The organism is Paenibacillus sp. FSL W8-0187, assembly GCF_037969755.1.
Classification (GTDB): Bacteria; Bacillota; Bacilli; order Paenibacillales; family Paenibacillaceae; genus Paenibacillus_AQ.
In genome coordinates this window covers 7,282,312-7,295,020 of record NZ_CP150206.1, presented here as the reverse complement: position 1 = coordinate 7,295,020, position 12,709 = coordinate 7,282,312, and the positions used below count along the sequence as shown (strand labels likewise).

At 46.8% G+C, this 12,709-nt stretch carries 15 protein-coding genes; 8 read left to right on the top strand and 7 right to left on the bottom strand.

The features are described from left to right. Positions 1–31: 31 nt before the first annotated feature. From nspC to MKY48_RS33050, 4 genes are all read right to left on the bottom strand, one after another. Positions 32–1,159 (bottom strand): carboxynorspermidine decarboxylase, encoded by a 1,128-nt coding sequence (gene nspC, locus MKY48_RS33065; RefSeq protein WP_339292069.1) that lies wholly within the window; start codon positions 1,157–1,159, stop codon positions 32–34. Between the two features lies 1 nt (position 1,160). Further along, complete coding sequence (locus MKY48_RS33060; RefSeq protein ID WP_076323649.1) at positions 1,161–2,399, bottom strand: saccharopine dehydrogenase family protein; 1,239 nt, start codon at positions 2,397–2,399, stop codon at positions 1,161–1,163. Between the two features lie 768 nt (positions 2,400–3,167). Beyond that, positions 3,168–3,314, bottom strand: coding sequence for a hypothetical protein (locus tag MKY48_RS33055; protein ID WP_339292068.1), 147 nt, complete (start codon positions 3,312–3,314; stop codon positions 3,168–3,170). A 323-nt stretch (positions 3,315–3,637) separates the two neighbouring features. Beyond that, the gene (locus MKY48_RS33050; RefSeq protein ID WP_237566648.1) at positions 3,638–4,015 is read right to left on the bottom strand and encodes a MarR family transcriptional regulator; all 378 of its coding nucleotides are present in this window, start codon (positions 4,013–4,015) and stop codon (positions 3,638–3,640) included. 419 nt (positions 4,016–4,434) lie between these two features. Between MKY48_RS33050 and MKY48_RS33045 the strand changes: the two genes are divergently transcribed. Further along, the gene (locus MKY48_RS33045) at positions 4,435–5,355 is read left to right on the top strand and encodes an alpha/beta fold hydrolase (protein WP_339292067.1); all 921 of its coding nucleotides are present in this window, start codon (positions 4,435–4,437) and stop codon (positions 5,353–5,355) included. A gap of 642 nt (positions 5,356–5,997) precedes the next feature. Here the strand turns inward: MKY48_RS33045 and MKY48_RS33040 are convergent. After that, a complete protein-coding gene (locus MKY48_RS33040; RefSeq protein ID WP_339269018.1) occupies positions 5,998–6,519 on the bottom strand; it encodes a cupin domain-containing protein in 522 nt (173 codons plus the stop codon). Between the two features lie 309 nt (positions 6,520–6,828). Here MKY48_RS33040 and MKY48_RS33035 point away from each other — a divergent pair, with 309 nt between their 5' ends. After that, positions 6,829–7,374, top strand: a complete 546-nt coding sequence (locus tag MKY48_RS33035) for a hypothetical protein (protein ID WP_339269017.1) — start codon at positions 6,829–6,831, stop codon at positions 7,372–7,374. A 177-nt stretch (positions 7,375–7,551) separates the two neighbouring features. Here the strand turns inward: MKY48_RS33035 and MKY48_RS33030 are convergent, their stop codons facing one another. Beyond that, on the bottom strand, positions 7,552–7,827 hold the full coding sequence (locus MKY48_RS33030; protein ID WP_339273749.1) for a helix-turn-helix domain-containing protein: 276 nt from the start codon (positions 7,825–7,827) through the stop codon (positions 7,552–7,554). A 25-nt stretch (positions 7,828–7,852) separates the two neighbouring features. On the opposite strand from MKY48_RS33030, the gene MKY48_RS33025 reads away from it, so the two are divergent. After that, the gene (locus MKY48_RS33025; RefSeq protein WP_339269015.1) at positions 7,853–8,314 is read left to right on the top strand and encodes a GDSL-type esterase/lipase family protein; all 462 of its coding nucleotides are present in this window, start codon (positions 7,853–7,855) and stop codon (positions 8,312–8,314) included. Positions 8,315–8,383: 69 nt separating this feature from the next. Here the strand turns inward: MKY48_RS33025 and MKY48_RS33020 are convergent, their stop codons facing one another. After that, positions 8,384–8,737, bottom strand: coding sequence for a DoxX family protein (locus MKY48_RS33020; protein ID WP_339292066.1), 354 nt, complete (start codon positions 8,735–8,737; stop codon positions 8,384–8,386). A 145-nt stretch (positions 8,738–8,882) separates the two neighbouring features. On the opposite strand from MKY48_RS33020, the gene MKY48_RS33015 reads away from it, so the two are divergent. From MKY48_RS33015 to MKY48_RS32995, 5 genes are all read left to right on the top strand, one after another. Next, on the top strand, positions 8,883–9,245 hold the full coding sequence (locus MKY48_RS33015; RefSeq protein WP_339292065.1) for a winged helix-turn-helix transcriptional regulator: 363 nt from the start codon (positions 8,883–8,885) through the stop codon (positions 9,243–9,245). Positions 9,246–9,392: 147 nt separating this feature from the next. Next, positions 9,393–9,752 carry a hypothetical protein gene (locus tag MKY48_RS33010; protein ID WP_339292064.1) on the top strand — a complete coding sequence of 120 codons (360 nt, stop codon included), beginning with the start codon at positions 9,393–9,395 and terminating at the stop codon, positions 9,750–9,752. An 80-nt stretch (positions 9,753–9,832) separates the two neighbouring features. Continuing rightward, positions 9,833–10,411 carry a TMEM175 family protein gene (locus tag MKY48_RS33005; protein ID WP_339292063.1) on the top strand — a complete coding sequence of 193 codons (579 nt, stop codon included), beginning with the start codon at positions 9,833–9,835 and terminating at the stop codon, positions 10,409–10,411. Positions 10,412–10,439: 28 nt separating this feature from the next. Beyond that, entirely contained in the window at positions 10,440–10,781 is a 342-nt protein-coding gene (locus tag MKY48_RS33000; protein WP_339292062.1) for a helix-turn-helix transcriptional regulator, read from the top strand. A 799-nt stretch (positions 10,782–11,580) separates the two neighbouring features. Continuing rightward, positions 11,581–12,357 carry an AAC(3) family N-acetyltransferase gene (locus tag MKY48_RS32995; RefSeq protein WP_339292061.1) on the top strand — a complete coding sequence of 259 codons (777 nt, stop codon included), beginning with the start codon at positions 11,581–11,583 and terminating at the stop codon, positions 12,355–12,357. Positions 12,358–12,709 lie beyond the last annotated feature (352 nt).

Genomic DNA, 12,709 nt, shown 5'->3' with positions numbered 1-12,709 from the left:
CTTATTGCAGGGCTAAGGCTTTGGTTATTCATTACGCTAGTCTCATCTTAAAATCCTGATAGCCGAACTCGCGTACGACGCGGCAATTGCCGTCTTTCTCCTGCACGGCGATGGCCGGCAGCGGCATGCCGTTGAAGGTGTTGGTTTTGACCATGGAGTAGATCGCCATATCTTCAAACACTAATCTGTCACCGTTCTTAAGGGGCTGATCGAAGGAATAGTCTCCGATGACATCGCCCGTCAGGCAGGTCGGACCACCAAGCCGATAGGTGTATGGTTTCTCCCCGGCTTCGCCCGAATCGACGAGTGGCGGACGATAAGGCATTTCCAGAACATCGGGCATATGGCAAGTAGCGGACGTGTCCACGATCGCGATTTCAATGCCGTTTCGATGGATATCCAGCACGGAGGTGACCATATAGCCCGCATTAAGTGCGATGGCTTCTCCGGGTTCGAGGTAGACTTCCAAACCGTATTTCTCCTGCATCCTCTTAATGCAAGCTTCGAGTCTCGGGATATCATAGTCGTCTCTCGTGATATGGTGACCGCCGCCGAAATTGATCCATTCCATCTGCGGCAGCCATTGCCCGAACTTGTCTTCGACCGCATTCAGCGTGGTCTCCAAATCATCCGAGTTCTGCTGGCAAAGGGTATGGAAGTGTAGTCCTGAAATGCCTTCGAGCAGTTCCGGCCGGAAATCCTCTCGTTTCACGCCAAATCTGGACCCCGGCGAACAGGGGTCATAGATTTCATGTCCCTCTTGCGTCGAACATTCCGGATTGATGCGAAGGCCTACTTTTCTACCTGCAGCAAGAGCTTTCGTTTTATACTTTTCCAACTGGGAGAAGGAATTGAAGACAATATGGTCGCAAATGGAAATAATTTCGTCGATTTCATCTTCACGATAGGCAGGCGAAAAGACGTGATTTTCTTTACCCATTTCCTCGTGACCCAGCCGCGCTTCGAATAAACCGCTCGCAGTCGTGCCGCTTAAGTATTGTCCGATGAGGGGATACATGGCGGTCATGGAAAAAGCTTTTTGCGCCAGCACAATCTTGGTTCCCGTACGCTGCATAACTCCGTTCAAAATGTTCAGGTTTTTTTCGATGAGTGCTTCATCGACGACGAAACAGGGTGTCGGTAATTCCTCGAATCGCATATTAGCGAACGAGCTCCGGCTGTTTCGCTTCTTCAGGCAATGCGTCAACAAGGACCGGATTGAAGTCTTCTACCCATGGAAGTCCCCATTTGTTCAGTTCTTCCATGAATGGATCCGGATCAAACTCTTCGATATTGAATACGCCCGGTTTATTCCATTTGCCCGTCATGACCATCGCCGCGCCAATCATGGCAGGCACGCCAGTTGTATAGGAGATGGCTTGGGAGCCCACTTCTTTGTAGCACTCTTGATGGTCGCAAACATTGTAGACGTAGTACGTCTTGTCTTGGCCGTCTTTTTTTCCTTTAAAGATACAGCCGATGTTCGTCTTGCCCACTGTCCGAGGTCCCAGGGAAGCCGGGTCCGGGAGTACGGCTTTCAGGAATTGAAGCGGAATGATTTGTTTTCCTTCGTATTCGATCGGTTCGATGGAAGTCATTCCTACGTTCTCAAGCGCCTTTAAGTGCATGAGATAGCTTTGACCGAAAGTCATGAAGAAACGGATGCGTTTCAGTCCAGGCATGTTTTGCGCAAGGGATTCAAGCTCTTCATGGTAGAGCAGATACATATCCTTCTGGCCGACTTCAGCGAAGTTATATTCACGCTTAATTTCCATCGGCTTCGTTTCGATCCATTTCCCGTTTTCCCAGTAGCGTCCGTTAGCGGACACTTCACGGATGTTGATTTCAGGGTTGAAGTTGGTTGCGAAAGGATAGCCGTGATCCCCGCCGTTGCAATCCAGAATGTCGATATACTCGATTTCGTCAAAATAGTGTTTCAGCGCATAAGCGGAGAATACGCCAGTTACGCCTGGATCGAATCCGCTGCCCAAAAGAGCTGTAATTCCTGCTTTTTCAAAGCGTTCGCGGTAATCCCATTGCCATTTGTATTCGAATTTCGCCGTATCTTCCGGCTCATAGTTTGCCGTATCCATATAGTGCGTTTTGGTGGCCAGGCAAGCATCCATGATCGTCAAATCTTGGTAAGGCAGAGCCAGGTTCATGACGATATCCGGTTTGACTTCGTTTATCAGAGCGATCAGCTCATCTACGTTGTTTGCATCGACCTGTGCGGTCGTAATTTTGGTTTTGCCACCCTCCAATTTTGCTTTCAGCTCATCGCATTTGGATTTCGTACGGCTGGCGATACAGATTTCTTCGAAAACCTCGCTGTTTTGAACGCATTTATGAATGGCTACAGATGCTACGCCGCCGGCGCCAATGATTAGTGCTTTTCCCATTCTTCGATCTCCTATCTCAAATGAATTTTTTTAATGTAAAACGGCAACAAAAAAGCAAGCGAAACACGCACCATGCGCATCACACTTGCTTTGATATAGTCAAATAATAAGATAGTCCCAATAAGCATGACCTGACAAACCTCTTGCGTTGCTCGTCAGTCAGCCAGAAAACTCAACGTTTTATGGAAAGGCGCTTAATATTCGAATATATCATGTTAGGATCAGAGTCTATATAGCAAATAATTACTTTTACCACTCTTATTGACCGTTTCACAAGTTGTGTGCATATGCACTGGTTGTAAAGTAACCAACTTATAAAATTTGAGCTTTTAACTCAATCAATAAGGCAACGAAAGTTGCCAATCGGCATTTGACCCGGCTGTCCGTATGGCCTTAACTTCTTAAATGGAAGTGGTCAAAGATTATCTGCTTGGAAAGATCCTAAATAAATATTGAATATTCGCTTTCCAAAAATCACGCTATTTCATAATATCAGGATAAGGATTATTGAACAAGGAAAATTTTAAAACAAACGCATTTTTTGCGGCGTTGAAAACAAAATGAGGCATCGTATTCAAGGCATTCAACACGAATAGAGCCTGCCGGACGTGCTGGATTAGAGCTCACTATAGGTGGCAATTGATCTCCTGGTAGAAGGATAATGTATTAGTTGGATTGATGCATTTTATTGGAAAGATTAATGCCCAATTATTCATAATAAGTGGTATTCTCTTATTAATCCAAGTTTTAACACCTGAATAATGATGGTTAATGATTCGGCGGTGATCGGACTCTCACTTCCTTGGTGAGAAGCTCGTCGCTTGCGTTGTTCTGCGGGACGGTGGTAGCTTGGACCTGGCACAGCTGCAGGCGTTTTGCGAACCGAGTCTCGCAAGGAATAAATTTCCAACTCAACTGTTCATCCTAGATACTTTGCCTCGAACGGTCGTGGATAAGGTGGACAAAAAGAAGCTACGCAAGCAATTATCCAATCTGATTCCGAAGAGCTAAGCTAAAGGAATAGTTTAAGTAAACGTGACTAAAAGATAGGGCCATCCCGGAAAGGATGGCCTTAAAACATGTACATTTAATATAAATAAAATGAACAAATAAGTAAAAAAGTAACTGTCGATAAGGGCGAAATATATGGATAAAATGAAAAGAACCCTCCGAATCTGGAGAGTTCTTTTCATGAGTACCGGTCCACATTCTCTTCATGAATAACATCAAAAACGCAGTCACGTTGGCGGGGCTTCACAAGACGCTGAAGACCCTGTTTTTGTCCTTTCCGCCAGCCTAGTAATCGACTCAATGTCTTGATCCGTTAATTGATCAAGGAAATGTTTGCGTATTGCCATGGAGACTATGGGACGGGCATCATCCAATGCTGATTTTCCAGCGGAAGTGATGACGACTTGAACACCCCGATCAGTGTCTAATGGTTTCCTCATCACAAGTCTGCGTTTTTCCATCCGCGTCAGATGATGTGATAATCGACTCTTATCCCAGTCCATCGAATCGGCCAATTCCTGTTGGCGAAGGCTACCGTTCCCCAAAAGGTCTAACCGATCCAATACCCCATAATCACCCTCTGATAGTCCTGTGTGCTCCGACATCTCTTTTATTACGCGACCGAAGATGCTCTGAAAGGAGCCTTTCCACATATGCCATATTCGCATTTCCTCTTTGTTTAGTTCGTTCTTATCCATAGGAACATAATAGCATGGTTGACGCGTCAACCACAATGTGTTATCGTTGGTTGAGGTTGATACATCAACCTAAGGCTATATGCAAAGGTCGCACATCGAAGTAAAAAGGGGAATGTTTCTATGCGGGCCGCACGTGAGCCCGTGCGCTTTGCGCTCCTCGAAGCGAACGGTCCGATGGGCAAGTTGTCGAACGAGGGCGGCCCGCTCCCCTGGTTATGTAGTTTCGAGCGCGTGATCGAAGAGTACCGGTATTTCAGGAACCTGCTTGACCGCTTCCTCCCAGAAACGGTTTGGCTAATCTTTTTCCAAGAAAGGGAACACTTATTATGAAAATCAACGTTAGTGCGCCTACTCCAGTCGTCTCGGTGAAGCCGGTCATGCTATCAGCCCCGGACCGTGGTGAGGATCTGCAAGTGCGAGTGTCTGCGCCCGCGATTGGGAGTGAATTGCCTATTATTGTTTTCTCGCACGGCTATGGCTGGTCGTTGGACGGCTACGGCCCGTTGGCCGACTTCTGGGCTGCTCACGGCTTCGTCGTCATTCAACCCACCCATCTCGACTCGAGAACACTGAACCTTCCTCCTGATGATCCCCGTACACCACGGATCTGGCGTTTCCGAGTCGAGGACCTGAAGCGCATCCTCGACCAGCTTGATCGTATTGAAGCTTCCGTTCCCGGTCTCAGTGGGCGCCTCGATCGAAGCCGCATCGCCGCAGCCGGACACTCCTGGGGAGGCCAAACGGTGAGCATGCTGCTCGGCGCGCGAGTCCTCGATAACCACGGCGAGCCGGGAGAGGACATGTCCGACTCGCGGATCAAGGCGGGTGTGCTGCTTGCCACGACTGGCAAGGGTGGAGCTGACTTGAGTCCGTTCGCGGCAGAGCACTTCCCCTTCATGAACCCGAGCTTTGCGGAGATGAGCACCCCGACCCTCGTGGTAGCGGGGGACCATGACCAGTCTCAACTGTCCACTCGGGGGCCGGACTGGTTCACGGACCCGTACTTCCTGAGCTCGGGCAGCAAGAGCCTGCTCACTCTCTTCGGGGCAGAGCACTCGCTCGGCGGGATTCCCGGTTACAGCGTCGCGGAGACGACGGACGAGAGCCCCGAACGAGTCGCCCTCATTCAGCAGCTCACGTTGGCCTACCTTCGAAATGCGCTCGACCTCGACGATTCCAGCTGGCCGACAGCTCGTGCGGCTCTGGAAAATAGCGCCATCCCGTTGGGTCGTATTGAGTCCAAGTAAAGGCCTGACGGGCGGTGTCGACCCGACAGCCACGACAGTGCATACTCGAGGCGGCAATACGTAATGCTCGTTGATGTAGGGGGAATGTCAGATACTTTACGATAGATCGGGCTCTTGCTGCTGCAATCCATTAGTGCACTGGGGGTAGTAGTGGGCTGAAGCCACGTATTAAATTAAGCTGCAAGCGAATTTAAAATGTTGGCAGAAGGAAGCCGTTACCAGATAGGTTAGCTCAATATTTCAATGAAAATAACGAAGGAGCTGCCGCGGCAGCTCCTCTCGCAATTTTAGCCGATAGTGCCGTTAAGATGAACCGTACCACAAGTAGCGGCAGGTTTTTTCAGAAGATCCCTCAGCAGGCTTGAAAAGACGTTTTGTTGGGCATGGGGTGGGGACTAAATTCGCTGGTATATCTAATTGCTGGGCTCGTTGGATTTCATCGCTGCGAAAAAACTGCCATGAAGAAAGGTCTTCTGGGACAATACTAACACTCTCGTATAATTGTCAGACAATCGTACAAATAGAGATGATGATCTATATAAATAGTTGATGTAGGATTAAATATTGTAAGACGGATTCTATATATTCATGCGAAACTAAATAGCCAGTCGCTGATAGATATCACCGACTGGCTATTTAAAACTAAACTGGAATCACTTCATAGGCTAACTTCATGATGACATCTTTATGCTGTGGGTATTTAGCAAAGAGCTCGTCCTGTGTAAATAACTCAAAGTCCCGAAACTCAAAACCAGGTGAAACCATGCACCCTACTAATGAGAAGGTATCTTGATCCTTAACAGATGAACCAAAGATACAATTTTTTGGGACTAACACTTGCGGGACTTCTCCTTTATCCAAGTTTATTCCTAATTTAAACTCCTTATATTCTCCATTCTCATCAATAACATGTACTGTTAATGGACCTCCCGCGTGATAATACCATAGTTCATCGGATTTCAAACGATGGAAATGGGAGAGGTCATTTGAGCCTAATAAAAAGTAGATGCTTGTATAAAGCAATCTTGTTCCTTCAAAGGAAACGGACAATTCTTGATCTGAAGTTTTTTCCTCAGATTCAAACGTTCTTTTGTAATATCCGCCCTCTGGATGGGGTTCAAGCCCAAGCTTGGATATATAATACTCTGCATCATGATTACTCATACATGTATACCTCCGGTTATGTGTGTACTATGCTGCAATGAAATTACTAAGCAGTAACCAGCCATGAAGTTGTACCGTAAGTTATGGTTAACTCCTTCATCATTGATTTAAGCATAATCTCATTATTACTTATGATTCATCAATATTTCAATTAATAAAAGCAACTCATCCTTGGGTGAGAATGAAGGCGACACGGGGAAAAAGGCGTTGGCGCAGCGAGGAGGGCTTATGTGCATGCTGCATTCGCACAAGCAGGCAGTCCGCCCCTAGCGTACAATGAACCATAACCAGTGAGCGAGGTGAACTTCCATGGAACAATCCAAAGAGGTGCTCGCACGGGTCAAGCGGCTGCAGGGTCGGCCGGTATGTATCACCCTGCACAGCGGAAAGACCTACGTCGGCTACATTACCGACGCCAACAGCAGTGGCTTGACGCTGGCCAGCACCGGAGCTCAGCCGCGCACCTCATCCGGTAAGCAAGGCTCCCGGCCTAAGCAGCGCAGAGCGGGCTCCCATGCTTCGGGCAGCCGTTCCGGGAGCCGGCGAAGCGGCGCGCGCAAGCCTTCCGTCCGTTCCCGCTCCCGCAAGCCCGACGTCCAGGTATCGGCCTTTCTGCCGATGATAGGCTCGCTGTTCGGGGGATTAGGCGGCATTGGCGGGCTTGGCGGCGCTGCTGCGGGATCGCTCGGCGGTGCGTTAGGCGGCGGCATGCGTCTGTTCGGCATGATCCAAAGATTTGTCCCGGTCGTGAGGATGGGATACGGCATGATCAAGTCCATACGCCCGTTTCTCGGCGCCGTTCAAGGCTTGATGAAGCCACCCGGAGCTGCTGCGGCAGAAAGCGAATCACCGTAACCGAAGAAGAAAGGAACAGCCCTTTTGGAAGACCCAAGGGGGCTATTCGTGATCGGCGGCGAGCTGCTCTTAACGTCCTTATTTTTCAGCCGATCCTTTCCTTATCCAGCCGCTGAGCACGCCTCATTATTTCTTGCTCCACATCGTTACATTAAGGTGAAAGAAGGCCCAACCAGTTTAGGTTGGGGTCTTCTTAATCTTATTATTATACGAGGTATTAGCGCTAACCTGCTCACGATATTTTGTCGGGGTCATACCAGTTGCCCGCTTGAACATACTGCAAAATTGTGCATCGTTGACAAACCCAGAGTCTAGGGCAATTTCAGAGATCAGTGCTTTCCGATTTTTTAGAAGACATGTTTTTGCATATTCTATTCTATTTGATCGGCTCGTCACTGATGGAATTTTTTCGATTAACGAGCTGCAGCAAACGCTGGAACACCGATACTGCATATATAATCGCGGCATTGCCGGCTACGTGACGGCGGAATTGATAGCGTCGCTGGAGACATGCATTTTCGAACTGGAGCCTTCTCAAATTTTTATCAACATCGGTACCAACGATATCAGCGCGCCTGATTATATATTGGAAAACTTACTGGCAAACTATGACGAAATTTTGACTCGAATTGCTGAAAGGCTACCGGATTGCAAGGTGTACGTCATGGCGTATTATCCCGTAAATGCCGAGGCTGAATTTCCTTTCGTGCCCAGAGCTTCGATGGATGAGGTGTTCCAGAATCGGACGAATGAGGCCATCCGGAAAGCCAACCAAGCGGTTGAGCAGCTTGCGGTGAAGCACGGATATACATTTATTGACGTAAACGAAGGACTGACGGATAGCGAGGGTAACTTAAAAAAGGAATACGCCATCGACGGGATCCATATGTTTGCTAACGGATATGCCGTCATTTTAAACAACCTGCTGAAATACCTTTAAGCCTGCCAATTGGTAGAAGCGTTTAGTTATATTGAAACTTCGATGGCCTTCTATACATGTTGTTTCCGCTTAAAAACGACTGATCGCAACAAGCACTGTTAACGCGAAGAAGACAATGTTCACGCCGATTTCTCTATATTCTTTACGTGAAACATGGTATAAGGCGCCGAAAAGAACGACTACGGCAAGTCCGGTTGCAGCAATTGGCGTCAATACAGGTGCAATATTCAACGCTTGGGGCAGAATGATTCCAAGTGCCCCGAACAATTCTGCTAGCCCGATAAAGACGACGAACTCTTTTGAAACGTCTTTTACCCAAACCCAAGACTCTTTGGCTTTTTCATACTGAAATGCCTTCAACCACCCTGAGTAGACAAAACCTAGTGCTGCAAGCCCTTGAATGATCCATATTGCGATATTCATGAATGGTGCCAACCTCCTGACTACTTTATCAACATCCTCTAAAGGTATAATAGACTTTGGTATTCGATTTAAGGAAGTAGGCACTTTATCTAAACATAGTAAACAAAAAGTTACCTAACCAGGCAAAGGGAAATGGGGAAGTTCAATGAAAGAGTATTGTAAATTTGAATCAGCCTTGGATATCTTAGTGGGAAAATGGAAATCAGTCATTCTGCTTCAGCTTATTTCGAACGGCACAATGAGATTCAGCGAGCTTCAAAAAGCAATACCAGATATAAACAAAAAGATGCTTACTCAACAATTAAGAGAACTTGAGTATAACGATATCGTACATCGTGAGGTTTATAACCAAATCCCTCCGAAAGTAGAATACTCGATTTCGGATTACGGCAAAGGTTTAAGTACGGTGTTACAGGCATTGAATGATTGGGGTGCGGCCCATATTGAGCACATGAATGTGCTATACGGAGTAGACCGTTCAGGGAATGAATCTGGGACCTTATCATAAGTGACGGCGAAAAATAATGTTGTGGAAAGTTGGAGAGTGTTGCAGAGGGATGTGGAGCCGTTCAAGGTCATTTCCAAAATTCAGGTGAAAAGTAGGTAGACTCTGGACAAACGATCTCTATAATGGAAATAAGAGACGTACATTGAGATGTCCGAGCATCTTTCCAAGATGAACGTAGATGATGGAATTTTTGAAGCTATGGAGGAAGCAGGGAATAAGCCTTATTTTAGTGAACCGTGGACGAGAAGTGAATACGGACTCCAAGAAGAGCGGCTTCATGATGACTACCTGCGAGTAGCGTTGGATATTCAAAGTGGAGATTTCGAAGACTTCATAAGGATTACGAGTCCGGAACAAGCCGTAGATAAGCTGTCGGAACTCATAAGCATGTCTTTATGGAGTGATTCGGAGTGGATCCCACACGAGGATGATCTCAGAAATCGATTTGAGAAATTTGAATTTCATTTTGAAACACAAGAACTGTATAGGTATGGCTTTCCGCTTTAGATGGAAATTATAAAGAGTGGTAGCGAACCAGGAATGGCAGAGGACGCCTGGGATAATATGAAGCGAGGGGAAAAGGTGCTTTGAAAGCGAATCGGATGGAAGCATTCAGCGATGGCGTGCTGGCCATTATTATTACGATCATGGTGCTGGAATTCAAAGTGCCGGAAGGCCATGACTGGCATGCGCTAGTTGAACTTGGTCCAAAAATTATTAGTTATATTTTCAGTTTCGTATATGTCGGCATCTATTGGAACAATCATCATCACCTGCTGCATATGGTTCGAACGATGAACGGGCGGTTGATGTGGCTCAACTTGCTGCTCTTATTCTGGCTATCCCTTGTGCCGTTCACGACAGCTTGGATGGGGGAAAGCCATTTTGCACCCACTCCAACGGCGCTGTACGGGATAATTTTATTGCTAGCGGCGTTCTCGTACTGGCTGCTTCAGCGCATGATTATGAACCAGCATTCCGGCGATTCCCCATTCGTCGGAGCGATAGGTAAAGATTGGAAGGGAAAACTGTCTCCTTTACTCTACTTGACTGCAGCCTTGACCGCTTATGTGAGTGTTTGGATATCCGGCTTCTTTTTCGTACTTGTTGCCGTAATCTGGTTCATGCCGGATAAGCGAATCGAGCACGCCTTGAGAAGCCACTAACGACTATGGTTTGCTTAGGGTGATCGTTGTGAGTGATTTGATGAAGATAGTAGGGGAAGGCATTCGGCACTTCCGAAAACTACGTGGACTAAGCCAGGAGGAACTTGCAAGCAAGGCAGAGGTACACGAAACCTATATTGGTAAGCTGGAGCGTTCTGAAAAAGTATGTTCCGTTGTGGTACTGGATAAAATTACGAAAGCGCTCAATCTTTCGATGGTGGAGTTTTTTAATTATATCCAGCCTGTGAGCGGAGAGGCCAGCGAGTCTACACTCGCAGAAATTGTGAACAGGCTCCGAAGCAGAAGTGAAAGTGAGCAAAAGAGGATACTGAAAGTCATTGACGCTATGTTGGACGATCAGTTGAAGTGAACGGGAGAATCATCAGCACACTGAAATTTGGATTAAGTCTTTGAGGGACGGTTTTTTATTATTAATCAAAATAAGCATCAAGTTGAAAAATAAAATGTGATGAGTAAGAAAGGAGCTGCTGCGGCATGCTCCTTTCTTATTTTTTTCCAATCACACTGTTTCATCTTCAAGCCCTGACCTGTACAGTTTTTGTACAGAATTGAATGATACAATTCGCGAGGGGGTGAGAACCAAGTTCTTCAAAATCTTCTTGTTTTTCTAATTTCCTTCCTTTTATCCATGGGGACATATAAAAGGGCCTTCCTTGGTTTAAAGTCCATAACGTTCCGGAATTGCTCGTTAGCCATTTAGGCATATAGCTAAAGCCGCTATTTATCAAGAGTTGCATATAGTCTGCAGTTGTTTTTATTTGCTGAATTGTATTCGAGCGGAGGAGCAAACTTCGAAAAAAAGGCTTTAGAGCATAGGTTCCACTTTCCGTTTGTACCTGGATGACAGCGTTTTTTCGGTAAAGGGACCCAATCGAGTCTGAACTCAACGGGATCAGGCCAAAGCGGCGGGTAATTTTGCGGATTTGGGTTTTAGTATAGGAATTTACCATGGCAACCTCGATTCATTCAAGATGGGAGAAAGAAGAATATCGAGAGTAGATCTATTCGCTAGGTTATTCATTGAGGGGGAAGTGTGTATGGTCTAACGCCATGAAGGCAATTAAAAACTTGCCGATACAGACAGCGCGGTGAACCTTACCATAAGTAAAGCAAGTTTTGATATAATGGGCCGGAGGAGGGGAAGGAACATGCACACGATGGAAAGCTTAATGAAGCAATTAGAGCAGCTGGGTATTGACAGCAAAGGGACGTTGTTGGTCCATTCTTCGATGAAGAGTATGGGACCGGTCGAGGGTGGTGCGGACACAGTTCTGGATGCGTTGACAGCCTATATGAAAGATGGGCTGCTGGTGTTACCCACTCATACGTGGTCTTACATCAATGCAGATAATCCGAAATTTTACGTAGATCAGTCATCTTCCTGTGTCGGGATATTGCCTGAACTTTTTCGCAAACGGCCTGGTGTGGTGCGTTCGCTGCACCCTACTCATTCGGTGGCGGCATTAGGCCAGGATTCTATAGCGTTTACAAATGACGATCATCGTTTCGATACGCCATGCGCTAGAGGTTCTGCCTGGGGGAAGCTGCTCGACCGAAGGGCGACCATCTTGTTAGTTGGGGTCGATTTAAAGCGCAACACCTTTATTCATGGAGTCGAAGAGTGGGTGGACATACCGGGCAGGTTAACGGATGGCCATGAGAAGCTGTACACGGTTTTACCGGATGGAACGGAAATCCCAGTGCCTTCCCGCAGACATTGCGGATTGTCGTGGTCGGAGCATTTTTGGAAGGTCGATGAGGTCCTGGAAAGTCGGGGCGCGATGCATAAGGGGCATTTTGGCGATGCGGTTGTCCGGGTATGCGATGCGGCCGCGGTGGCGGATGTCATAACGGAAATGCTCAAGGACAATCCGGATTTGTTCTCGGATAATCATCCCTTGTATCATTCAGTCAACAACGATTGATCGAAAAGACCGCAGGGATTGGGTGAGAATGGGTAAAGTGTAGGGTATAAGCATTTCATACATAAGTGCAAAAGGCGAAATGGGCTGGTAACTGCTAGCTCATTTCGCTTTTTTTTCGCTGATAGGCCCGTCCTCCTGACTCCATACATCACACAGGCAAGTTGTAGACCAACGATCAACGACACGCAGTTAGGTCAAGGCATTACGGACAAGATGAAATGGGAATTTACTCAAAATAGTTATTACATTTGTCAAAAAAAAGATGTAAAAGTATTAATTGGTAAAAAAGGGTGATTTATTCAGCGCCCTCCCCATATTTATGATGTTAAGAAGGGGGGATCAAGGAAAACGA